Consider the following 24,173-nt stretch of genomic DNA (forward strand, 5'->3'; position numbering starts at 1 on the left):
TGATTTCCGATGCTCCGGCATCGCAGGCAATGCGGATTATGTTCGCCACAGCCTTTGAGACGCCAGACGCGCACCCTCGGCCAGCGATTTGATCTTTGTCCAGACCACACGGTTTTCCACTTCGGTTTTGTAAATCGCCTGGCTTGAAAACCCGCAATCCGTGGAGGCAATCACGTTCTCGCGTCCGCATCGATCGGCAAAGCGGATAATGCGCTCGGCAATATATTCCGGGTGCTCCACGACGCTTGAGGCGTGGGTAATGACGCCCGGCAGAACGAGCTTGCCGTCCGGCAATTTGACATGTTCCCAAAGATGGTACTCGTGCTCATGTCTCGGGTTGCCGGCTTCAAACGAATAGGCTCCCGCGTTCACCTTCAGAACCTCGTTCACCATCATCGGCAGGTCGGGTTCGTGGACCCGCGGTCCCTGATTGATACCGTAGCAGGTATGGTAGCGTATTTTCTCTTCCGGAATGCCCCTGATCGAGTGGTTGACTGTCTCGACATAAAGATTCGCCTTGGCAATCCGCTGCTTGTCGTCCAGGGATTTGTCCATGTAGACATGCGGCAGAAACGGGTCGTCGACCTGCAGCAGAAAGCCGGCATCAATGATTGCATTATACTCGACCGACAGGGCGTCGGCGACGGCGTACATGTAGTCTTCCTGGCTGTCGTAGTGTTCATTATGGCCGACACCGGTGACTGCGGCGCTTGGCATGAAAGCCTCTTCCACCCCGTATTTTGTGCATGCGTCGCGTAGGTTCTTCAGATCTTTCTGCAAGTCTTGCTGACCGACATATTCAACCGGCCCAACACAGATCACAGGATGGGCCGGCGCTATCGCGCCGCCCAGATGCGCGCGGGCAAAGTAGTCCTCGTAATACTCCGGAAAGGCTTCCTTTTCAGCCCGGTAGTATCCGGTATCGAACCCCGGGCGCTGCTCGTACCCGGTCAGGCGTTCCTCGATGTAGATTGCATGGCCGGGCTTGGACATCTCCCCGTCGGCGACGATATCGATCCCGGCTTCAACCTGCAGGGCAATCATCTTGTCGACAGAGGCTGCAATTGCAGCGTCCAGCGCTGCGGCTTCGTATTCCAGGCCACCCGTCTTGAGCTTGAGAATGTCCAACAGCTCGTGCGGACGCGGCAGGCTGCCGACATGGGTTGTCAGGATACGATCCTTGCTGGTTCTCATCTGTTCTTCCCCCTGCCTGTCTGCGTTTGTTTTAAAAGCGTGCCAGGCGTCATCCGATGGAGGCCGCGAAACGCATGCCGCCGGGTGTGCACAAAGCGTCCGGCATCGAGCCCCTCCCCGGATTTCTCGATTTTAATCATCTGGTAATGCGCTTTACCATGTTTGACTTGAGCGGTAAATGTTTAATGTAGAGACGGAATCTGGAACGAGTGTAAGGCCGGTACATGGCGACGATGGCGCAGATCGCACGCAAGGCAGGGGTGTCCCCCGCCGTGGTTTCGCGTGTGATCAGCAATGACGCAACATTGAGGATTTCCAAGGAGACCCGGGAGAGAGTGCACGCGGCAATTCGCGAAATGAACTACTCCCCGAATGTGGCCGCCCAGTCCCTGGTTTCGTCGCGCACCGGAACGATAGCAATCGTCGTGCACGACATGGCCAACCCGGTCTATGGAGAGATTTTACGGGGCGCTCAGTCCGAGGCCGCAATTCAAAACAAGGCCATTGTTCTGGGCGATGCATCCGTCAGTCCGCAAAGCAACAGCCGGCTCGCGCAGCTGATCGGCGGGGGCGGCGTCGATGGTCTCATTCTTCAGGCGGCGGGCGTTCGCTCGGATGATTACATCACGCGCGCGGTGCACAATAAGGTTCCGATTGTCTTGTTGCAGGCCGATCTGGAGATCGACGCTCATCTGATATCGCTGCCGGATGAAGATGCCGCGTATTTGGCAACGCGGCATCTCCTGGACCTCGGTCATAAAAAAATCGCGTGTCTTGCCGGCGAACCCGGGCTGACATTTGCCGAAGCACGGCTGAAGGGCTGGCGTTCGGCAATGGGAGCGCTCTCACACGATCACCTGATTGCCCACTGTGCGCCCGATACAACTGCAGGTGAGGTTGCTATGCGCGAACTTCTTGAGCGTGATCAAGATGTCACCGGACTGGTCTGTTTCAATGTGGTGTCCGCAATCGGCGCACTGCGGGTTGCGCGTGCGGCCGGCTTTCGCATTCCCGAAGACCTGTCAATCGTCGCCATACATGACGTCAAGTTCGCCGAGGATTTGAAGGTGCCGTTGACCGTTGTGGCCATGCCGCTGTCCGAGCTTGGTCAGGAAGCCGTCAAAATGGTCTGCACACCGCCGCCCGAGCCGAAGAGCCGACTGTTGCTGGATCACAAGCCGGAACTGATCCTCAGGGAGAGCACAACCATTCCACGGACATGAAACAAGGTTTTTTTGATTGAAGTCAGCATCATTGACATGGGTTTGATTAGCCGCATAATAAGTGCGCAAAGTATTGAATACAATTATCGCTTGAAATTTTAACGATTTGCGTGCATCCTATAGTAGGTTCTCCAATGAACGCGGGTACGAAGTGGCGGAAGTGACCCTGTTTATTGACGACGTGTCGGCCAGTACCTTGGCGATCCCCAAACGCGTCATTCTATTCTGCCAACATCGTGAAACGCTGTGAGAACTGTAAGAGTTCGTAAGGTACAGCTCGCGACGATCCTTCAATGATTGATTGGCCGGCGCTTGGTCTTTTCACCGCAGTCCGGCGGTATGATACCGCCAGACTCGCAAAGACGAGTGTTTTGGGGTGTCTACAAAGAAGCGGTATGGTTCCGGGATTCGTCCCGGCTATTTGGCGCAATCGCTAATTGGGGTGAGCGTTGCAACGGCATTGATGCAGGGACGACCCGCCGGTGCGGGCGATGTTCCAGAAAATCCGGTTGTGACCGTCGGTGATGTCGCTATTTCCAGGCAGGCGAACGAGCTGACAATCACCCAGTCCTCGCGGCGTGGTATTATCGAGTGGGGCAGCTTTTCGATCGGGTCCGGCGTCGAGGTGTCGTTTGACAACGGCAGTGGTGCAACGCTCAACCGGGTCACCGGTTCCAGCATCTCCGCGATCCGAGGCAGGCTGACCGCGACCGGAGACCTCTTCCTGATCAACAGGAACGGCCTTGTTGTCGGCGCCAATGGCGTGATCGAGACGGGCGGCCGTTTCGTTGCCTCGACACTCGATATCGACAATCCCGATTTTCTTGATGCAGGCGACAACACATTTGCCGGCGACGGCGATGCTTCGGTGGTCAATCTCGGACGTATCGGCTCGCTGGGCGGCGACGTGGCGTTGATAGCGCATACCGTTGTCAACGCAGGAGCTATCAGCGCGCCGGGCGGCACGGTCGGCCTCGTCGCAGGGCGCGAAGTCCTGATGCGGGACGCTGCACTTGATAACGGTCTGTTCTCAGTCAAGCTTGGCGATGCCGATTCGTCGGTGAGCGAACAGGGCATGATCGCAGCCGCTGCTGCCGAACTGCGGGCAAATGGCGGCAATGTCTACGCTTTAGCAGGCAATACCGGAGGCACGATCAGCGCCAGCGGCGTTTCCTCGTCAGGCGGACGTATTTTCCTGACAGCGGGCAAGGGTGGCACGGTTAGGGTGACGAAGACCGTGAAAGCCACACGCGGGAACAATGGCGGATCCGTGTTCCTCAATGCCGACATCGTTTCGATTGCCGGCTTGCTCGATGCCAGCGGTGACGCCGGTTATGGCGGCTCCATCGATATCGGTGCAGACGACACGATCTCGCTTGCCGGCGCGAGGCTGGATGCCAGCGGTGTGTTTTCAGGCGGTGCCGTTCGTGTAGGTGGTGAACTTCGCGGTGGTCACGACATTGTTGAAGACGAGATCGACAATGCCCAAAGAGTGCTTGTGGATGCGGGCACGGTGATCGACACCAGTGCATCCGGCGGAGAGGGCGGCCTGGCCATCCTGTGGTCCGAAGCCGAGACTATATTCGCGGGGTCCATCGTGGGCGGCGGCGGCAAGGGCGGTTTTGCCGAAGTGTCCTCGCGCGGTCACCTGGCATTCACTGGAACTGTCGACACGGGCGGCGGCATGTTGCTGCTTGATCCGGAAAATATCGAGATTGGTGACAGCAGCACCTATGCCGGCTATTCGCTCATCACGCCAGCCGGATTGACGGCGGCGCTGGCGAGCAATGATGTCGTCGTGTCCACAGCGAACAACAGTGGCGGCGAGGGCCATATCGTCGTGACGTCCGGTGTTGTGTATGCAAGCGCCTATGACCTGACGCTTCTTGCGCATGGCGATATCACGCTGCTGAATTCGATCCAGAACTTCTATGACCCCAATCCCGCTGGTGATGGATTGACCTTCATTGACGGCGGAGATGTCAATCTCATCGCCGGCTGGGACGGCGCGAGCGGCTTTGCCGCTACGGGCGGCATGGAAACCGGTATGTTCAACTGGGGGTCGTTCGACATGTCGATTACCGGCGCCGCATTCGGTAACAGCTATGATGGTGGCCCGAGTTTCGGCTCGGTTGTTATCGGTGGTGGTGTACAAACGGTCGGTGTTACGGCCGGGTCACGATCGGGTGCAACAAATGTATATGGTTACGATGTTTCGCTGAGGGCAAACACCGGCGGCAACTACAGAAGCGCGCAGATCGGCTACCGGATCCGAAATGCATTTGCCACCCATTATGTGACCGGCGACGTTTCTGTTTCCGCCGTGAACGACATCACCGCGACCGGCGGGCCCGGCTCTCAGTACAACTTCGCGCAGATTGGTCATGTGGGGTCGGACACGTGGGTGAACAACACCGCCAAAAAGAGGGTTGAAGCCACTGTTCACCAGGCTGACGTGACCGTTGTTGCCGGTAACGATCTGTCGTTAACGGGTGGCAGAGTATTCAGCTACGCGCAAATCGGTAATGGCGGATATGCGGCCCGCGGCAACCATTCGGGCAATGTGGCGGTGACTGTCGGCGGAGACCTTTCCCTGAGCGGTGGCCTGGCTCATACATCCTTCACCCAGATTGGCCATGGTGGCCGTCGTTCGATCGGCAACCATGCGGGCACGATCATGGTTGATGTGGGTGGAAACCTGTCGCTTGCCGGGGGCAGGCCGCAAGCTCCCGCTCAAATCGGACATGGCGGCTATCAAGCTAGCGGAGACCGGTCCGGAGATATCACGGTTGATGTCGACGGCGATCTGTCTTTGAGGGGTGGTGCTTATGCCGATACCTATACGCAGATCGGTCATGGGGATGTAGCGTTGAGTTCCGCCGGCGACCGATCCGGTGCAATAGCGGTCACCGCTCTCGGAGAAGCCAGCATAGAGGACGGTTTAGGTTCGAATGCCAAAGCGCGCATCGGTCATGTGAGTGCGTTGGGCACTATATCCGGCGCCGCCCTGTGGTTGGAAGCTGCGGCGCTGGACGCCGACAGTTTCGCCACGGTCGGCTCCGGTGGAAGCGGCACCATTGCGTCGGGATTGCTCCCCACCATGCTGGCGGGCGGCGATGCGACGATCCTGCTAACGGATAGCGGTGCGACATTTGACGGTGTGCATGCGATCAATTCGGGTAATCTGCTGGTTGTGCGCGCGGCAAACGATTTGACATTTTCCTCCGGATCGAGCCTGTCCAATACCGGTGGCGGCGACATTGTTCTGGCCGCGGGTCAGAATTTTCACAATGACGGCGGTTCAATGACGCCAATCTCGACGACAGGCGGACGCTGGCTTGTCTATTCGACCCGGCCGGATTCAAACAACAATGACACGCAGATAACCAACTACGATTTCGCCGCCTTTGGTGCCAACTTCAACGCGGCATACCCGAGCCCGGCAAGCTATACCGGCAGCGGACTGATTTATTCCGTGTCACCGTCGCTTACGATCCTGGCCAATGACCAGTCGTTTGCCTATGGCGGCAGCTACGATGCCAGCAGCTGGTCCGTGGCGGCGACCATCGGGGGCATTCCGGTGCCCGATGCATCGGACTACGAGACGCTGGTTACCTTTGCAGGGGGCGTTACGGTGGGCGACACCCTTTCTTCCGGTGCCTACAGCGCTGACGGTTTCGTAAACGTCGGAACATACGCCAACGCCCTTGCCGTCAATGGTGTGGCGTCGCTCAGCGGAGTGAGTGGCTGGTCGCTTGCAACGCAGACCGGAACACTCGCCGTCAATCAGGCGCCCATCGCGGTTGCACTTTCGGATCGCTCAAAAACATATGATGGCGCGGTATATGGCGCAGGTTTCGGCCCTTCCTATTCCGGGTGGGTCGGAACGGACACGGCGGCGCTGGTCAGCGGGGCTCCGAGTTACAGCTATACGGGCGGCGACGGCAGCGGCCTGAATGCCGGCGTCTATACGGTGACGGCAAATGGGGTCACCGAAAACAGCGGCAATTATAGCTTCGACTACAGCGATACGGCCACGCTGACGATCAATCCGGCGCCGATCACAGTCGCGCTTGACGATCAGTCCAAAACCTATGACGGGTCGACCTATTCGGGTGCGGTCAGCTATTCGGGATGGATCGGTGCGGATACGGCAGGATTGATCACGGGCGGACCGAACTACGGCTATTCGGGCGGTGACGGAAGCGGCGCGAACGTCGGGACCTATACAGTCACGGCCAGCGGGGCGACTGAGAGCAGCGGCAACTACAGCTTCGACTATAGCGATACGGCTTTGCTGGTGATCAATCCTGCTAGGATTGCTGTCGCCCTTGGCGATCAGTCGAAAAGCTATGACGGGTCCGGTTATTCCGGCGCGGTCAGCTATTCGGGGTGGATCGGTGCCGATACAGCGGGATTAATCACGGGCGGCCCGGGCTACAGCTATGCTGGTGGCGACAGCAGCGGCGTGAACGCCGGCAACTATACGGTGACAGCTGGCGGGATTACCGAAAGCAGCGGCAATTACAGCTTTGACTACAGCGATACGGCCACGCTGACCATCAATCCGGCGACGATCGCGGTGACACTTGCCGATCAATCCAAAACCTATGACGGCACTGTCTATAACGGGGATTTCGGCGTTTCCTTTTCGGGGTGGGTTGGTTCCGATACCTCCGGGCTGATTACAAACGGGCCAAGCTACAGCGTTTCCGGTGGTGACGGCAGTGGTGTGAACGCCGGTGTCTATACGGTCACGGTCAGCGGGGCGACCGAAAGCAGCGGCAACTACAGCTTCGACTTTAGCGATACGGCTTTTCTGGCGGTCAATCCGGCGGCCATCGCCGTTACACTCGCGGATCAATCGAAGACCTATGACGCCTCCGGCTATTCGGGCGCCGTTTCCTATTCGGGTTGGATTGGCTCTGATACGCAAGCTCTGGTCACAGATGCGCCGAGCTTCAGCTATGCGGGCGGTGACGGGAGCGGCGTGAATGCCGGGACTTACACGGTCACGGCCGGCGGTGTGGCCGAGAGCAGCGGCAATTACAGCTTCGACTACAGCGATACAGCAGCTCTGATGGTGGATCAGGCCATGTTGTCTGTCACTGCTGACGACCGATCGGCGAACTATGACGGATTTGCCTATGACGAGGGTTTCAGCGTCAGCTATTCCGGTTTCATCGGTGAGGAGGACGAGAGCGTGCTCTCCGGAGCTCTGATCTACAGCGGGAGCGCTGTCGGCGCCATTGATCAAGGCAGCTATACCATTTCAGCGTCGGGTCAGACTTCGGGCAACTATTCGATCGCCTATACTGATGGCACGCTGACGATCAACTCCTTTGTTACCGACCCGGGACCGGTTCAATCATCGGACATTGGACGCGTCCTGCGGACGGTCTCCTGTGCTGATGTGGCGGGCGGGGGATCCGGGCCAGGCGCAGCCGCCGGCGGCTGTGGTGGGCAGGCTGTTGGTATTGCGGATTTCCAGCTGCGGGGGTTCGTGGATGATCTGTAGCTGGTCCCGTCTGAAGATGAAGGCGCGGGCCGCGGCCCGCCTGCCGGATGCAATGTGTTTGCGAAAAAACGGAACTGGCTCGGAACTCTCAAAGGTGGCGTTTGACCGCATTTTTGGAACAGTCCTGACTTCTGCTGCTTTTGTGTTTGCGGCGACAGTGCAGCCGGCCATTGCCCAGCCGGTCGAGCAATATCCTGCGCCGGTCCTGAAGGGAGAGCGTATCTCAAGCCTTCCGGGCCACACCGAGGCGGAGCAGGAGGTCGACGATACGCCTCTTGGCGTGGACCTGTCCGGTGTCCTGATCGTGTCAGATCGCAACGCGCTTGTGCCGGTTACCGCCGTAAAGGGCGTCAAGGTCGAAAGCGACCGCGCCGTACTGAATGATCCGGCATTGCGCAAACGGCTTCAACCATTCATCGGCAGGCCGCTTTCGCTGCGGCTTGTCGCCCAGATACGCGATTCAGTCACGGCCTATGTGCGCAAGAAGGGTCGGCCGCTTGTTGCTGTCATTGCCCCGCCGCAGGAAATAACTGCCGGGGCGTTGCAGCTTTTGGTGATTCCCTACCGGCTCGGCGAGCGCCATGTGGAGCGGATTGCCACGGGTCACGAAATGACACCGCAAGACAAGCTGCTTGAAAGGGTCAGGCTTCGACCTGGCGATGAGGTCGATACGGACGGGCTTCTGAGTGACGTCAATTGGCTGCTACGTAATCCGTTCCGTTCCATTGGCGTGGTGTTCGAGCCGGGTGAAGCGGTTGATACGACGGACATGACCTTGCGGCTTACTGAAAGCAAACCCTGGCGGATCTTTGCCGGCACCGCCAATTCCGGAACCGAAGAGACCTATCGCAGCCGGGTGTTCGCCGGTTTCGTCGCGGCCAATCCAATCGCCTTCGATCACCGGATCGCCTATCAGATAACCGCTGCACCAAAGACGCTTTATTCGCAGGGTGAATTGTTCAATTTCGATGGCGACAAGGCCTACCTGGCGCACTCGGCAAGCTATTATCTTCCCCTGGATTGGCGTCATATTCTGACCTTCGACGCCAGTTACGTGCGCACACGATCTGATCTGGGCCTATTTTTCGACGAGGAATCGAAGACCTGGCAAGCACGCTTTGATTATGCCGTGCCAATGCTGAGGCTGAATGGCCAGCCGGACCTGTTCGCCGGCTTCGAGTTCAAGCGGCAAAAGAGCGATCTTCTCTTCCTTGGCGATTCTGTCAGCAGTTCCAACATCGACATTGCGCAATTCGTAATCGGCGCGCGCGGTCGAACGAACACTGCTCAAAACACGACACGCTATGATCTGGATGTTTATCTCAGTCCGGGTGGTCTCAGCAACGATAACACCGATGCGGTGTTTGCCGCCGTAACGGGCGATCCTCAGGCGAGTGCACGATACGTCTATGCCAATGTGGTTCTGGAACATCGCCAGGTGCTGCCCCGCGATTTTGCGCTCAACTTCAATTTTGGCGGCCAACTCTCCAATACTCTGCTGCCCCAAACCGAGCGTTTCGGTATCGGTGGAATAGGCAGCGTGCGCGGCTTCGAAACCAATGAGCTTTCCGGGGACAACGGTTTTTACGCACAAGGCGAAATCCGGTTGCCGTCGGTAGACGATCCCTATTTGCCGCTGCGGTTTAGCCCGTTTGCATTTTTCGACACCGGCAGCGTCGGCTCATGGAACGGCGGCACCACGGGTACGATTGCAAGTACCGGATTGGGCATGGACATCGATTTCACGGATCGGTTTCACGCCTCCCTCAATGCGGCATTTGCACTCACAAGCGGCTCGGATACAGCCGCTGGAGATGCGTGGATACATTTCAACCTGACGAGTTCATACTAGGAGGTGCAGGGCTTTGTATTCCAAGGTTATATCATTGTCGGTGGCGGCTGTATTGCTGGGTGCGGGAAGTTCCGAAGCACAACAAACGGCGCCGTCGCTTACGACAGCTACCTACGACGCCTGGACGGTCCGCTGCGCGGCGGTCAGCCAGGGCGAGGACGCACGGTCGATTTGCGAGCTTGTCCAGGCGGCAAGGCTGCGCGGCAGCGGACAGACTGTTTTGGAAACAGCGATCGGCAGGCTCAATCAGGCTGACCCCTTCAAGGTGGTCTTCAAGGTTCCCAAATCCGTGTGGCTGCGAAAGCCTGTAGTTCTGCTGTTGAATGAGGGCGTGGAAACCGAGTTTTCACTGAACGCCAGCTATATGCGCTGTAATGCGCAGGCCTGTATTGCCGATGTCGAAATCGACAAACATATGCTCGCGCAGGTCATCGGTGCCAGCAACGCAGCAGTAACCTTTACCGACATTGCGCAAAAACCGATCCGTATCCCCCTCACGATGAGGGGATTGGACGCCGCCTTTTCAGCGACATTCACATCAGGGGAATAACAGAGCAATGCCTTGCCGACAGCCCTGCTTCGTAATCCTGTTTTTGGCCCTCCTGTTGATCCTGTGGCCGGCTGGAGGTGTATTGCGTGCCGGGTCACTGCTTATTGAGGCTGCGCAGCCGCAGGGGTCGATGCCCGATGCTGATGTCAGGGTCTTCAAGGACTGGAGGGTGGTTTGTGCCGACAGAAGACCGCAGGATGATGCCCATGCCATCCGCGCCTGCACAATTCGTCCGTACCCTGATCCGTTCACAGAGCGGGGCGGTGTGATATCGCTGGTCGGACGGGTTGTGACGACGCCGACTTCGCGTGAGCCTCTCACCCTGTTTGTGCTCAAGACCCGGCAGGGGTTTCTCATTCCCAACGGCGTCGAACTGCGGATCGATCAGAAAAAGACTCATCTGCTTGCTTATCACTCATGCGATCGCGGTGCCTGTACTGTGCCCTTTGCCATGACCGGGGCTTTGAGGGAGGCGTTTGAGAAAGGCGGTCAGGCGCAAATCTCGGTTTCAACCAAGCAAGCATCCAAGACGCATGTCACCTTCTCCCTCCTCGGGTTTTCCGCGGCCATAAAGGCCTTTGAGGACAGCACCAGATAGACGTCGTGCGGGCCTAAACCGCGTTTTCAGATCTCGTGGATACGGATATTGGCCAGCATCTTGCGGAGTGTGCACAGGAAGGCCTGTCGTTCTGCTTCGTCGATGCCGGCGAACATCCGGTTGTGGCTTGCCTTCATCTGTGGCCAGAGGCGGTCATAGGCGGACCGGCCGGGTCCTGTCAGATAGATCCGGCTGGAGCGGTGGTCTTCGGTATCGATCTCGCGTGATATCAGGCCCTGTTCCAGTAATCCCTCCAGGGCCCGCGACAGGGTTGATTGCTCGACAACGGCATAGACGGCGAGTTCGCCGATCGACAGGCCGTCCTTGACCGACAGGACCGCCAGCGCCCGCATCTTTGCAGTGCTCAGACCAAGTGCGGATATCTCGGTGCGAAGATTGGCATTGTAACGGCCCATGATGCGGTTCATCAGATAGGGCGCAAATCCGTTGAGCCCGACTTCGGAAAGGTCGGGCAGAGTGTCTGTCAGTTCTTCGGCCTTGCTCATCACATGGTCCCGTGGCTGCTTTCTGACAGTCTTGCATAATTATATGAAATTTCAAGCTTTCGACCCGCACCCTGGCGCGTACCGTCAAAGAGCCCTTGAAATCCGAGCCTGGATGCCGATCAATGGCGCGGGCCGTACCGTCCTTCAAAACCAGAAAAGACCAGGATCAATGACCAAGATTTTCAAAACCGACCGGGAACTGCGCTTCGGGGACTGCGATATCTCCGGAACCGCCTATTTCCCGTCATATCTCGATATCCTCAATGGTGTGAATGAGGAGTTCTGGACCTTTATCGGCTATCCCTGGCACAAGATCATCTGGAAAGAGCGTTGGGGTACACCAACCGTCCATCTGAGTTGCGATTTTTCAAAGCCGTCCTATTTCGGCGAAACCCTTTCTTTTGAACTGGGTGTCGTGAAGGTTGGGCGGTCGTCCATGACAATCCGTCACCGTATCAGCTGCGGAGAAGAGATCCGCTGGTCCAGCAAACAGGTTCTTGCCGCCAGCGACCTGGACAAACACACCTCTATCCAGTGGCCTGATGCGGTTCGCGAGACCCTGCTTGAATGGCTGACCACCGAAGAAGAACTCGGATTTTAGGCCAGCCTACATCTGGCTCGGCAGGTAAAGCGCCAGCGCCGGTATGGCCAAAAGCAGGAACAGCCTGATGATGTCCACAAGCCAGAACGGCGTGACGCCGCGGAAAATCGTGCTGGTGGGCACATTACCGACAACGCCTTTCAAGACAAAGACGTTGAGGCCGACCGGCGGCGTAATCAGGCTGATTTCGGTGACGACCACGACAACGATGCCGAACCAGATCGGATCGTAGCCAAGGCTGATCACCAGCGGGAAAAAGATCGGAACCGTCAAAAGCAGCATCGACAGGCTTTCAAAGATGCAGCCAAGCGCGATGTAGATCAGCAGGATGAAGGCCATCACCTGCCAGGGCTGCAGGTTGTAGGCGGTAACCAGATCGTTCAGCGCACCTGGCAGTCCGGCGATGTTGACGAAGTTGGAGAAAATCCAGGCGCCAATCAAAACAGCAAAGAGGCTTGCTGCCGTGATCGCCGTTTCCATCAGGACTTCGATGGTTTGACGCAGGTTCAACCGCCGCCTTGCAAGGGCGATGAGAAAAGCGCCCATCGCACCCATGCCTGCCGCTTCGGTCGGCGAGAAGTTGATGTTCAGGGGCGCCACGTCGAAAAGCCCATAAAGGCCGCCGATCACCAGGAAAAAAAGCAACAGGACTGCCCAGACATCCCGCAATGCGCGCAGCCGCTCCGACCAGGGCGCGCGTGGACCGGCCGGACCGGCTTCGGGCGAACGCCAGACAAAAAACCGGACCGCGATGAGATAAAGAATAACGCCAAGCAGACCCGGGACGATGCCGGCTACAAAGAGCTTGCCGATCGATGTCTCGGTCAGGAGCCCGTAGATCACGAGGATCACCGATGGCGGAATGAGGATTCCGAGGGTTCCGCCGGCAGCAATGGACGCGGTGGACAGGCTGTCGGCATATCCGAACCGGCGCATTTCCGGCATGGCGACCTTGGCCATGGTTGCGGCAGTTGCGAGAGACGAGCCGGAGATCGCGGCAAAGCCGCCACAGGCGACAATCGTCGCCATGGCAAGGCCGCCGCGGAAGTGTCCCATAAAGGCATTGGATGCTGCATAAAGCTCGCGGCTGATACCACCCTTGTTTACGAACAGACCCATGAGAATAAAAAGCGGGATGACCGAAAGGCCGTAATCCTGGGAGGTGTCGATGATCAGGCGCGCCACCATGGAAATCGACGCGCGGAAACTTGTTTCAAGCATGAAGCCGATCATGCCGACAAAGCCCATTGCAAAGGCTATGGGAATACGCAGCAGCACCAGGACAAGAACCGCTGCAAAGCCGATAAGGGATACCGTCATATGGCTTCCTCGACCAGCCGCGGCATGAAGATCAGCAACAGTCCGCGAATGATGAGCACGAGCGCCGTTATGGCTGTCATCAGCGCGATGAACCAGCCGACATAAAAGAGCGGTGCGCCCAGATATTCCATGGTGTCTCCATAGGAGCGGCTGCGTTCGGCAAGGTCAAAGACGCGCCGGGCGGGCCAGATCAGAATGACGCCGCAGAATAGATCAACCGCTGCGTCCCGCCAGCGGGCCAGATTCAAGCGATAAAACAGAACATCGAGCAAATCGACGCTGATATGTGCGCTCCTGGCCGATACGACAGGAAGCACTGAAAACACCATGATTGCCATCAAAAGTCGCGTCAGGTCGGATGCGATTTCGATCGGCGCGTTGAGCACCGAGCGCAGCACAACATCGGTGAAGGTCAGCACCATCAGCACAAACAGCGCCAGGGAGGCCAATAGGCCGGGAATCCGTGCTGACAGGGAGAACAATCGCATCATGTCGGAAAATCGTTAAAGTCGCCGCCCCGTATTAAGGGGCGGCGGGTTTTCACAAGGTCAGTTTGCGGCCATTTCGGACTTGACCATCTCATATGCGGCCTGGGAGTCAATGCCCGCTTCCTGAAGTTCCGCCAGAACCTTGGCGGTGACATCTTTGGCAATGGCATCAAACTTTTCCTGATCGGCGTCAGAGGCCTCGATGATCTTGGCTCCCTCAGCTTCCCGCGTTGCTTCATAAGCAATCTGGTCGGATTTGTCCCAGGCTGCACCGGCCATGCGGCTTGCCGGTTCGCCGAAGACGTTTTCATCCAGGGTGGCCTGAACGTCGGCGGGCAGGCTGTCGAACGTTTCCTGGCTCATGATGATGGCGAAGGAACCGCGGTAGAGCCCGCCGGGCATGTCGTAAAGGTTCTTCGCGACCTCATTCAGCTTGAAGCCGACACGTTCGCCGACATTCATCGCAACGGCGTCCGCTGCGCCCGATTCGAGTGTCTCGTAGACCTTCGGGGCAGGCACGTTGATGCCGACGAGACCAAGTGCCGATCCCACATCGCCTGCGACGCCGCCGCCGATACGGGTCTTCAGACCGTCCAGATCCTCAAGCGAGGCCACATTGCTGCTGGTGTGAATCTGGCCGGGTCCATGGGTGTTCAGCGACACAACCTTTACGCCGCGATGTTCATTGAGTTTATCGAGATGCTCTTCATGGACGCGCCAATAGGCAACCGATGCTGCCTCCGCGCTGCCTTCATAGCCGGGCAGTTCGATCAGCTTGGTGGCCACGAACCGTCCGGGCTGATAGCCGTGAAAAATGATCGCCATGTCGGCTGCACCGTCGAGGACCAGGTCCATCTGTGCCGGCGGCGGAGCGAGGCCGAAAACCAGTTCACCGCTCACCTTGCCGTCGGTGGCTTCTTCCATCATGTCGACGAGACCGGCAAAAATCTCGGTGTTAATCCCGTGTGTCGGCGGCAGCCATGTTGATATCTTCAGCGTGGTGTCTGCAGCCCAGGCGACCATGCTCGTGCTGGCAAAAATCGCCGTTGCGGCGACGAGTCGTGCAAAATGTCTCATTTCCAACTCCCTATTGTGTGCCACTGCGGCCTTGCTGCAGTCGGCGTCCTCCATGTCTAGGTTCACACCGGTATCGGGTCTTTGTCAAGATATATGAATTTGCATGGAATTATCATTCAAGTCCCCAAAGGCCTTCAATGTTTGTTCTGACGTTGACTTATCTGCTTTAAAGAAGCTCATTCTTTCTTCCTGATCGGCACATGCCGACATATGCCAATCATTGACCAACCGGTCGGTTTATGTAACAAAAAAAGCCAGGCTTATCAAGCTCGCGGATTTCAGGGGACGATCGTTTTGCGCTCAGTCGCCGGGCGACACGTGTTCCAGGCTCCTCAGGAGGGCCTGAAGCGCGGGTTTGATGCGGGCTGCATCAGTATCCTCCAGGAGCCCGAGTAACCGGCTTTCATGGTCTCGCGCCTCCTGGACGAGTGTTTCGGCCAAGGCGCGACCGGCATCTGTCAGATGGACCCTGACCTTGCGCCGGTCGCCGTCATCGACGCGCCGCTCCACCAGACCCTTTTTGTCCATCTGGTCGACAATGCGGGTCAGGCGTGATTGTTCTGCAAGTGCGTACTCGGCAAGCCTCGTGATCATCAGCCCGTCCTGATCGGACAGGCAGGCCAGTACCCGCCATTCCGGCACGCGCAGTCCGTTTGCGCGTACACGGGCATGGAATTGAGCGCTTGCCGCCTCGCTTGAAGCGGCCAGGAGATAAAGCAGATAGGAGGGAACGAATGCGCCCTTTTGCTTGCCGCCCTTTGTCATGAATTCTTCCGATGCCATCGCGTTGAATCTGCGTGTTTACTGGATGCCACAATGACAAGCTGAAAAAAAGTCCGAAGAAACGATTGCGGGTTTATATGATTTTTCATATATTGTTGCCAGGAGGACCAAACACCCATGCTCAATCTGGTCGTCGACAGTATCCATGACGAAACGGATCGCATCCGTGTCTTTACGCTTTGCGAGGCATCCGGGGCCGAGTTGCCCGGCTATTTACCGGGCGCGCATCTGGATTTCGATCTCGGTGAACTTGGAACACGGTCCTATTCGCTGATCGATTGGAAATCTTCATTATCGACCAGGAATTACACGATTGCCGTTCAGCGTGAGGACGATGGAACCGGCGGCTCCAAAGCCATGCACCGGCTCGAGGCGGGGCGGGCCATAAAGGTTCTGCCACCCGAAAACGATTTTGAACTGCGTGATGGCGCTGCGCCGGTCCTGCTTCTTGCCGGCGGCATCGGTGTGACGCCGCTCATTTCCATGGCGAGTGCTCTGGACGCGCAGGCAAGGGACTTTGCCTTTCACTATAGTGCCAGAAGTGCCGGGGTCATGGGTTTCCGGGAACGGCTTGGTCAAGCCTTTCCCGACCATATGGTCTTTCATTTTGACGATCAGGCACCGCTTGATCTTGCAAAATTGATGTCGGCACAGCCGCCGGACACGCAGCTCTATATTTGCGGGCCCAAGGGAATGATCGATGCAGCGCGTGAGGCCGCGATCACGGCCGGACTGGCTGAAGCCAACATTCATATCGAGCTGTTTTCCGCGCCCGAAGCTCAATCCGGCGATGCATCGTTCGAGGTGGAAATCCATGACACTGGCGAAGTGTTCGTAATTCCTGCCGGAAAGACCATTATCGAGGTGCTTGAGGAAGCGGGCAAGGATCTGATGTACGATTGCCAGCGCGGCGATTGCGGTATCTGTCAGACCGATGTGATCAGCGGAACACCCGACCATCGCGATGTTGTGTTGTCGGAAGCCGACAGGGCGGCAGGTAAAGTCATGCAGATCTGCGTCAGCCGCGCCAAGTCGGGGCGTCTGGTTCTGGATCTCTAAGGGAGAGGATCAATGTACAAACAGCAGCCAAGGCAAATGGCCGCCGAAGATATCGAAGACCTGGTCCAGGGTTATCAGGTGCACCGCGATGTCTATATCAGCCGTGATGTGTATGAGCTGGAAATGCGGCACCTATTCACCAATAGCTGGGTGTTTGTGGGTCACGAGAGCCAGACCCCGAACAAGGGCGACTACTACGCAACCCAGATCGGCGATCAACCGGTCATACAGGTACGGCACTCGGATGGTGAGGTGAAGGTTCTGCACAACCGCTGCCCGCACAAGGGTGTGAAGATTGCCATTGATCGCGAGGGCAATACCGGAAAGTTTTTCCGCTGCCCCTATCATGCCTGGTCATTCAAGACCGATGGCTGCCTTTTGGCGATCCCGCTGAAAAAGGGATACGAAAATACAGGTCTCGACGAGACCGAAAACGTAAAGGGCATCAAACCGGTCGGCGATGTACGCAATTATCGCGGCTTCATATTTGCGAGGCTGGCCGATGAGGGCATCAGCTTCGAGGATTTCTTTCAGGGCAGCCTGTCATCGATCGACAATATGGTCGACCGTTCGCCGGAAGGCCGGCTCGAGATTGCCGGTCCGCCCTTGCGCTATATGCATCAGTGCAACTGGAAAATGCTCGTTGAGAACCAGACCGACACCTGCCATCCGATGGTGGCGCACGAAAGCTCGGCCGGCACTGCGGTTAAAATCTGGGAGAGCCTCGGCAATCCGGAGCCCCGCCCGCCGGCCATGGAGATCATCGCCCCATTCATGTCGCCCTACGAGTTCTTCGAGGACATGGGCATCCGTACCTGGCCGAACGGGCATGGCCACACCGGCGTTCATCACTCGATCCACTCCGACTATTCCGCCGTGCCCGGCTATTTTGAGGCCATGTGCGAGGCCTATGGCGAAGACCGCGCCAAGGCCATCATGGATGAGAACCGGCACAACACGGTCTATTTCCCATCGATCATGATCAAGGGACCCATCCAGCAATTGCGAAATTTCATTCCGCTCGGCCCCGACAAGACGCTTGTGGAGAGCTACATCTACCGGCTTGTCGGCGCACCGGACCATTTGCTGGCGCGCACCGCCATGTACAACCGTATGATCAATGCACCGACATCGATTGTCGGGCATGACGATCTGGAAATGTATGAACGCGCGCAGGAGGGCTTGCACTCCGAAGGGCTGGAATGGGTCAATGTCCAGCGCCTTTATCCGGGCGCGGAGGAGGACTTTTCCGAAGAGGCCGTCGAAAACGGCACCACCGAGCGGCAGATGCGCAACCAGTTCCATGCCTGGGCGAAGTTCATGACAGCGACCATGCCGCGCCGGACCGAACTGCAAGGGGAGGCCGGTCAGTGACGGATATCAGCAAAGATGAGTTGATCGACTTCATTTATGCCGAAGCGCGTATGCTCGATGAGGGCCGCTACGATGAGTGGATTGATCTGTGGCTGGCGGATGGCCACTACTGGATGCCGCTCGACTACAAGCAGACCGATCCGCATCTCGTCACCTCGTTCCTTTATGAAGATCTCTTCATGCTCAAGCTCAGGGTCGAGCGCTTGAACGGCGCGCGGACATTCAGCCAGAAGCCGAAGAGCCGGTGCCACCATGTCATTCAGCGGCCTTTTATTGACAGAACAGACCATGAGAACGGCGAATATGTCACGAACACATCGATGCATTACATTGAAACGCGCCTCGATGATCAGTTCCTGCTGGCGCTTACAGCGACCCATGAACTCAAACAGGTGGATGGCAAATTGCGCATCGCCAACAAACGGGTCGACCTGTTGAACTGCGATGCGGCTTTCGGCAACATACAATTGCTGCCATGATTTCTGATCGCTGTAACAGCGTTTATAACGCATTTGAGGATGCCGCCGGGCGATGGCCCGGTCGCGACCTGCTGCAGACGCTGCCGGGAACGGCAAAGGTCTATGGGATCCCCTCCGGCACAATGCGTTATGGCGAGGCCAAGGCCGCCGTGGATGAGCTCTCGGCACGGTTTGAGGCCAAGGGCTATCGCAGCGGAATGCGGGTCGCCGTTCTTCTGGAAAACCGTCCGGTCTTCTTCATTGTCTGGCTGGCGCTCAACCGGCTGGGCATTTCGATCGTTCCGATCAATCCGGATCTGCGTGCGGCGGAGCTCGAATATCTGATCGGCCACAGCGAGCCGGCGCTGATCATCGCCGTTAAACCGCGTCAGGACGAGCTGCGCAAAGCATCTGCGGCCGCGGGCATGGACCTGTCGGTCGTTGGGCCGCACGACCCATTGCCCGCGCCGCGCGGCAATTCAGTCGTTGCGCAAGAGGATGGCGGTGAGGCTGCGGTCCTCTATACGTCCGGAACGACGGGAAATCCGAAAGGTTGCGTTCTGCCGAACGCTTATTTTCTGCTGGCGGGCAATTGGTATGCGTCCGTCGGTGGCCTCGCCGCGCTTTCAACCGATGGCGAGCGGATGATCACGCCGCTGCCGGTTTTTCACATGAACGCGATGGCCTACTCATTCATGGCGATGATCGCCGTCGGCGGCTGCCTGATCGTGCTTGACCGTTTTCACCCCAGAAGCTGGTGGTCGGATGTGGCGCAATCGCGCGCCACCTGCCTGCATTATCTTGGCGTCATGCCATCGATGCTGATGGGAGCCGATCCGTCCTCCGGCGACAAGGAGCATTGCGTGCAATTCGGCTTTGGCGCCGGCGTCGATCCGAAGCTGCAGGCGGCTTTTGAAGACCGGTTCGGTTTTCCGCTGGTTGAAGCCTGGGCCATGACGGAAACAGGGGCCGGCGCGGTGATTGCCGCACACACGACCGACCGCCTTGTCGGACAGGCCTGTCTCGGCCGGCCGGGCCGGGAGGTCGCGTGCCGGATTGTCGACGAGGAGGGCAATGAGGTAACCACCGGTGCGCCCGGCGAGTTGCTGGTCCGGCGTGCCGAGGGCGATCCGCGCTATGGGTTCTTCTCGCACTACTACAAGGATCCGGAGGCCACCGAGGACGCGTGGCGGGACGGCTGGTTCCATACCGGCGATATTGTCCGCCGGAACGAACACGGCGACATGTTCTTTGTCGACCGGAAGAAGAACGTCATCCGCCGGTCCGGCGAGAACATCGCCGCCGTGGAGGTGGAATCGATTCTCATGCGGCATCCGCAGATCAAGGCCGCCGGTGTAACATCCGTTCCCGACCCGATCCGTGGCGATGAGGTTTTTGCCTGTCTTGTTGTTGATGATCCTTCACCGGATCTGGCTGTTGAAATCACCGAATGGTGCCTTGGTCAGATGGCCTATTACAAAGCGCCCGGCCACATTGCCTTTGTCGATACATTGCCGCTGACCGCGACACAAAAGGTCCAGCGCGCGCAGTTGAAAAGGCTTGCGGCGGACCTCGTCGGTCAATCCGGTACGACAGTCACCGCACATCTGAAAAAACGGCAGGCGGCCTGATGGCACGCCGCAAATCCTATGACGGAGTGGTGCTGACGGCGCCTTTTACGATGCCGTATCAACGCTATTCGATCGAATCCGCGCATTGGTGGATTGCCCGCGCCTTGCGCGGTTCGCTCGATGTGGCGGGTCTGAAACCCGGCGATATTGACGGCTTCACCGTGTCCAGTTTCACCCTCTTTCCCGACACCGCCGTGGGCCTGACCCAGCATCTCGGCCTTAGCCCGCGATGGCTCGACCATATCCCGATGGGAGGAGCCAGCGGGATCGTGGCCTTGCGAAGGGCGGCGCGAGCGGTGCAAGCGGGAGACGCGGACATTGTTGCCTGCGTTGCCGGAGACACCAATCATGTCGACAGTTTCCGGCTGATGCTGTCGAGCTTTTCCCGCTTTGCCTCCGATGCATCCTATCCTTATGGCTATGGCGGGCCCAATGCCAACTTTGCGCTGCTGACGGATCGCTACATGAATGAGTTCGGGGCGACGCGCGACGACTTCGGCCGTTTGTGTGTTGCGCAAAGGAGCAATGCGCTGAAAAATCCCGGCGCGCTGATGAAGAAGCCGCTGACGCTGGACGATTACCTGAAAGCACGGCCCATCTCCGATCCGATTGCACTGTTTGATTGCGTCATGCCCTGTGCGGGATCGGAGGCCTTTCTGGTGATGTCCGAGGATGAAGCCATAAAACGCAATCTTCCCTTTGCCCGGATCGGCGGCACAATTGAGCGTCACAATGCCCACGCGGATGACCCGATCCAGCTGCGTGGCGGATGGACGGTGGATATCGAAGAGTTGTGGGAGATGGCCGATTGCGGCCCGCAGGAGATTGATCTTCTTCAGACCTATGACGACTATCCGGTGATTTCATTCATGCAGATCGAAGATCTCGGATTTTGCGAGAAGGGTGCCGCAGCAGATTTCCTGCGTGAGCGCGATATGACGATTGCAGGCGATTTCCCGCACAACACGTCCGGCGGTCAGCTTTCGGCCGGGCAGGCGGGCGCCGCCGGCGGCTTCATCGGTCTCGTCGAGGCCATAAGGCAGGTGACGGGTCTGGCGCAGAGCACACAGGTGCCGGACGCCAAATGTGCGTTCATCTCCGGTTTCGGCATGATCAATTACGACCGGGGTGTTTGTTCAAGCGCGGCAATATTGAAGGCGGGCAGCGCATGACCGATCCGCTTCAGCCGCCAAAAAAGAAAAACCCGCAAAAGCGCACCGTGTCGCCGACGCGGCCGCCGGAGGCGCGAAGCCGTGCATTTCTCGGATTGAGCGCGGCGGCAGCCGAGGGGCGATTTGCGCTGCAACACTGCGCGGAATGCGGAGCGGTTCAGTATCCGCCGCGCGATGCCTGTTCGAGCTGCCTATCGACCGAGCTGGCCTGGAAAGACACCGACCCCGCAGGGTCAATCCTGGCTGAAACCACGATCCGGACCTCGATGAAACTCTATTTCAAGGAGAGGGCGCCCTGGCGCACCGGCACTGTCAAACTCGATGCCGGTCCGGTGGTTATCTGTCACCTTCATGGTGATTGCGCCCGCAATGACCGGGTCAATCTGCTTAACCGCCTCGACCGGTCCGGACAGGCCGTTTTGTTTGCCGTCCCGCAAGAACGGAGCCCAAATATGGAAGATGATCCCCAACTCAGGGCGATGACCAGCGATCCGAAACACCGCCGGGTCCTGATCGCGGATGCAAGGAATGCCAATGCACCGGCGCTTGCAAAGGCCCTGGTGGATGCCGGCGCTGCAACAGTTTTTGTCGGTGAAGCGGAAAGTTGGAGGCCTAACCCGGCTAGGGAAGCGCTCGAGGCGATTTCAAATGTTGTGATCCTGCCGCTTGATGTGACCGACACGGCCTCGGTTCAAGAACTCGCGGGAGAGATCGGCGGCAAGACGGATATCTTGATCAACAATGCCCGTTTTGTTCGTCCCGGCGGCGTGCTGGCGCGCGGTGATACCGCCTTTGCGCGCGATGAAATGGAGGTCAATTATCTGGGTCTGATGCGCCTTGCCCAGGCCTTCGGGCCGGGCATGTGCGGGCGAACGGCCGACGGTGACAATTCAGCGGTTGCCTGGGTGAATATCCTGTCCGTTCATGCGCTCTCCAACAGTCCGGATTATGGCTGTTTTTCAGCATCGAACGCCGCGGCGCGTTCGTTGAGCCAGAGCCTGCGGGCGGAATTCCGGGCGTCGGGCCTCAGGGTCATGAACGTCTATTGCGGACCGACAGAGGATGATTGGCATCAGCCGCTGCCGCCGCCCAAGGTGACGCCACAGGCGCTGGCACGTGTGGTGCTGCAGGGTTTGCGTGACGGTCTTGAGGAAACCTGTTGCGGTGATGTGGCAAAGGACCTTTACGAGCGGTACCGCGACAATCCCAATGTTCTGGAACGGGAAATGACCCTGGCGGGAGACGGCGCATGAGCCAGGCCATTCTTCAAGCGCTTTGCGAAAAGGTGTCCGAGGGCGGCATCGAGATTGTCGACCTCACCCATACACTGGACCCGGACTTTCCGGTCATTGTCCTGCCGCCCGAGTTCGGCCAGTGCGCACGGTTCCGGATGGAGGAAATCAGCGCCTACGATCATCGCGGTCCGGCCTGGAAATGGCACAATATCAGCATGTCGGAACATACCGGGACCCATTTCGATGCGCCGGCGCACTGGATATCGGGCCGCGATCTTCCGAACAACTCGGTCGACGCAATCGCGCCGGGCGATTTCATCGGCCCGGTCAATGTTATCGATTGTTCTGAAGGGGCGGGCAAAGACGATGACTTCGAATTGACCCCGGATATCATCAAGGCCTGGGAGGATGAGTACGGAACGATTGAGGCCAATTCCTGGGTGCTCATGCGAACCGACTGGTCGAAAAGGTCGGGTGCCGCCTATCTCAATATGAAGGACGACGGCCCGCACTCACCGGGACCGACCCCGGAAGGCATCCGGTTTTTGATCGAGCAACGTGATATCCGCGGCTTCGGAACGGAAACCGTCGGCACGGATGCCGGTCAGGCGAGCCATTATGAGCCGCCTTATCCGGCCCACTATTATCTCCACGGTGCCGGCAAATACGGCCTCCAGTGTCTCGCCAGTCTCGACCGGCTGCCGCCAAAGGGTGCGGTCCTTCTGGCTGCGCCGCTGAAGATCAAGAATGGAACAGGCAGCCCCTTGCGGGTTTTGGCGATGGTTCCGGGTGGCCGGTCATGAGTGAGTACACCGCTATTATTACCGGGGCCAATAAGGGGATCGGCGCGGACCTTGCGGCGCGTTTGCTGGAGAAGAATTACCGTGTCATCTCGGTCGCGCGGCACGCGCCCCAGGTTTCTCACCCGAACCTGTTTTCCGTGGAGGCCGACCTTCTCGACGAGGATGCTGTTACGAAGGCGGCAGCCGAGATCGCATCGACCCACAATGTAACCCACCTGATTCACAATGCCGGCCTGATCTGGCCGAACCTTGTCGAAGATGCAAAGCCGTCCGACATAACAGGGCTTGCCCAGCTTCATCTTGGCTCCGCACTGACCTTGCTGCAGGCCGTATTGCCGTCGATGAAAAATGCCGGTTTCGGGCGCATCATGTTCAATGGATCGCGAGCGGCGCTTGGCGTGCCAACGCGAACAGCCTACAGCGCCAGCAAGGCCGCCATGATCGGCATGGCGAGGACATGGGCGCTGGAACTTGCACCCCATGGCATAACTGTGAATGTGGTTGCGCCGGGGCCGATCCAGACGGACAATTTTTGGGGCATCGTTGAAAAGGGAAGTCAGCAGGAAACCGATCTGGCCAAGCGAATTCCCGTTGGCAGGCTGGGCCGTGTCGAGGATGTTTCAAACGCCTTTTTGTTCTTTTGCGATCCGGCCAACAGTTTCGTCACCGGACAGACGCTTTACGTGTGCGGTGGAGCAAGCGTTGGGACAATCACCATCTGACCATGGCAC

At 58.2% G+C, this 24,173-nt stretch carries 20 protein-coding genes; 14 read left to right on the forward strand and 6 right to left on the reverse strand.

Annotation, left to right across the window (positions count from 1 at the left end; all coding sequences use genetic code 11):
- Positions 1 to 36: 36 nt before the first annotated feature.
- A complete protein-coding gene (locus tag OQ273_RS01430) occupies positions 37 to 1,194 on the reverse strand; it encodes a uroporphyrinogen decarboxylase/cobalamine-independent methonine synthase family protein (RefSeq protein ID WP_267988685.1) in 1,158 nt (385 codons plus the stop codon).
- A 224-nt stretch (positions 1,195 to 1,418) separates the two neighbouring features.
- Between OQ273_RS01430 and OQ273_RS01435 the strand changes: the two genes are divergently transcribed.
- The 5 genes from OQ273_RS01435 to OQ273_RS01455 all read left to right on the forward strand — a co-directional run bounded on the left by OQ273_RS01435 (position 1,419) and on the right by OQ273_RS01455 (position 10,935).
- Complete coding sequence (locus OQ273_RS01435) at positions 1,419 to 2,417, forward strand: LacI family DNA-binding transcriptional regulator (protein ID WP_267988686.1); 999 nt, start codon at positions 1,419 to 1,421, stop codon at positions 2,415 to 2,417.
- 463 nt (positions 2,418 to 2,880) lie between these two features.
- Positions 2,881 to 7,935 carry a beta strand repeat-containing protein gene (locus OQ273_RS01440; protein WP_267988687.1) on the forward strand — a complete coding sequence of 1,685 codons (5,055 nt, stop codon included), beginning with the start codon at positions 2,881 to 2,883 and terminating at the stop codon, positions 7,933 to 7,935.
- On the forward strand, positions 7,925 to 9,787 hold the full coding sequence (locus OQ273_RS01445) for a ShlB/FhaC/HecB family hemolysin secretion/activation protein (protein WP_267988688.1): 1,863 nt from the start codon (positions 7,925 to 7,927) through the stop codon (positions 9,785 to 9,787). The genes OQ273_RS01440 and OQ273_RS01445 overlap by 11 nt, the downstream gene beginning before the upstream one ends.
- Positions 9,788 to 9,800: 13 nt before the next feature.
- Positions 9,801 to 10,337 (forward strand): invasion associated locus B family protein, encoded by a 537-nt coding sequence (locus OQ273_RS01450; RefSeq protein ID WP_267988689.1) that lies wholly within the window; start codon positions 9,801 to 9,803, stop codon positions 10,335 to 10,337.
- Positions 10,338 to 10,467: 130 nt separating this feature from the next.
- On the forward strand, positions 10,468 to 10,935 hold the full coding sequence (locus OQ273_RS01455; RefSeq protein ID WP_271292082.1) for an invasion associated locus B family protein: 468 nt from the start codon (positions 10,468 to 10,470) through the stop codon (positions 10,933 to 10,935).
- Positions 10,936 to 10,961: 26 nt separating this feature from the next.
- Here the strand turns inward: OQ273_RS01455 and OQ273_RS01460 are convergent, their stop codons facing one another.
- Positions 10,962 to 11,441 carry a MarR family winged helix-turn-helix transcriptional regulator gene (locus tag OQ273_RS01460; RefSeq protein WP_267988691.1) on the reverse strand — a complete coding sequence of 160 codons (480 nt, stop codon included), beginning with the start codon at positions 11,439 to 11,441 and terminating at the stop codon, positions 10,962 to 10,964.
- Between the two features lie 169 nt (positions 11,442 to 11,610).
- Between OQ273_RS01460 and OQ273_RS01465 the strand changes: the two genes are divergently transcribed.
- The gene (locus OQ273_RS01465) at positions 11,611 to 12,042 is read left to right on the forward strand and encodes an acyl-CoA thioesterase (protein WP_267988692.1); all 432 of its coding nucleotides are present in this window, start codon (positions 11,611 to 11,613) and stop codon (positions 12,040 to 12,042) included.
- Positions 12,043 to 12,048: 6 nt separating this feature from the next.
- Here the strand turns inward: OQ273_RS01465 and OQ273_RS01470 are convergent, their stop codons facing one another.
- The 4 genes from OQ273_RS01470 to OQ273_RS01485 all read right to left on the reverse strand — a co-directional run bounded on the left by OQ273_RS01470 (position 12,049) and on the right by OQ273_RS01485 (position 15,692).
- Entirely contained in the window at positions 12,049 to 13,362 is a 1,314-nt protein-coding gene (locus OQ273_RS01470) for a TRAP transporter large permease (protein WP_267988693.1), read from the reverse strand.
- Positions 13,359 to 13,853, reverse strand: a complete 495-nt coding sequence (locus tag OQ273_RS01475) for a TRAP transporter small permease (protein WP_267988694.1) — start codon at positions 13,851 to 13,853, stop codon at positions 13,359 to 13,361. Before OQ273_RS01475 ends, OQ273_RS01470 begins: the two co-directional genes overlap by 4 nt.
- Before the next feature lie 57 nt (positions 13,854 to 13,910).
- Positions 13,911 to 14,927, reverse strand: coding sequence for a TRAP transporter substrate-binding protein (locus tag OQ273_RS01480; RefSeq protein WP_267988695.1), 1,017 nt, complete (start codon positions 14,925 to 14,927; stop codon positions 13,911 to 13,913).
- Between the two features lie 300 nt (positions 14,928 to 15,227).
- Positions 15,228 to 15,692: a MarR family winged helix-turn-helix transcriptional regulator gene (locus OQ273_RS01485; protein WP_271292083.1), complete on the reverse strand. Its 465-nt coding sequence runs from the start codon at positions 15,690 to 15,692 to the stop codon at positions 15,228 to 15,230.
- A gap of 135 nt (positions 15,693 to 15,827) precedes the next feature.
- Between OQ273_RS01485 and OQ273_RS01490 the strand changes: the two genes are divergently transcribed.
- Genes OQ273_RS01490 through OQ273_RS01525 form a run of 8 tightly spaced genes read left to right on the forward strand, consistent with a single transcriptional unit; the run spans position 15,828 to position 24,164 of the window.
- On the forward strand, positions 15,828 to 16,769 hold the full coding sequence (locus OQ273_RS01490) for a PDR/VanB family oxidoreductase (RefSeq protein ID WP_267988697.1): 942 nt from the start codon (positions 15,828 to 15,830) through the stop codon (positions 16,767 to 16,769).
- Between the two features lie 12 nt (positions 16,770 to 16,781).
- Entirely contained in the window at positions 16,782 to 18,143 is a 1,362-nt protein-coding gene (locus tag OQ273_RS01495) for an aromatic ring-hydroxylating dioxygenase subunit alpha (RefSeq protein ID WP_267988698.1), read from the forward strand.
- Between the two features lie 50 nt (positions 18,144 to 18,193).
- Positions 18,194 to 18,622: an aromatic-ring-hydroxylating dioxygenase subunit beta gene (locus tag OQ273_RS01500; RefSeq protein WP_276562356.1), complete on the forward strand. Its 429-nt coding sequence runs from the start codon at positions 18,194 to 18,196 to the stop codon at positions 18,620 to 18,622.
- Positions 18,619 to 20,232: an AMP-binding protein gene (locus OQ273_RS01505; RefSeq protein ID WP_267988700.1), complete on the forward strand. Its 1,614-nt coding sequence runs from the start codon at positions 18,619 to 18,621 to the stop codon at positions 20,230 to 20,232. The genes OQ273_RS01500 and OQ273_RS01505 overlap by 4 nt, the downstream gene beginning before the upstream one ends.
- Complete coding sequence (locus OQ273_RS01510) at positions 20,232 to 21,404, forward strand: thiolase family protein (RefSeq protein WP_267988701.1); 1,173 nt, start codon at positions 20,232 to 20,234, stop codon at positions 21,402 to 21,404. Before OQ273_RS01505 ends, OQ273_RS01510 begins: the two co-directional genes overlap by 1 nt.
- A complete protein-coding gene (locus OQ273_RS01515) occupies positions 21,401 to 22,657 on the forward strand; it encodes an SDR family NAD(P)-dependent oxidoreductase (RefSeq protein WP_267988702.1) in 1,257 nt (418 codons plus the stop codon). The genes OQ273_RS01510 and OQ273_RS01515 overlap by 4 nt, the downstream gene beginning before the upstream one ends.
- Positions 22,654 to 23,442 (forward strand): cyclase family protein, encoded by a 789-nt coding sequence (locus OQ273_RS01520; RefSeq protein WP_267988703.1) that lies wholly within the window; start codon positions 22,654 to 22,656, stop codon positions 23,440 to 23,442. Before OQ273_RS01515 ends, OQ273_RS01520 begins: the two co-directional genes overlap by 4 nt.
- Positions 23,439 to 24,164 carry an SDR family NAD(P)-dependent oxidoreductase gene (locus tag OQ273_RS01525; protein WP_267988704.1) on the forward strand — a complete coding sequence of 242 codons (726 nt, stop codon included), beginning with the start codon at positions 23,439 to 23,441 and terminating at the stop codon, positions 24,162 to 24,164. The genes OQ273_RS01520 and OQ273_RS01525 overlap by 4 nt, the downstream gene beginning before the upstream one ends.
- Positions 24,165 to 24,173: the final 9 nt, after the last annotated feature.

The organism is Hoeflea prorocentri (assembly GCF_027944115.1).
Lineage (GTDB): Bacteria > Pseudomonadota > Alphaproteobacteria > Rhizobiales > Rhizobiaceae > Hoeflea_A > Hoeflea_A prorocentri.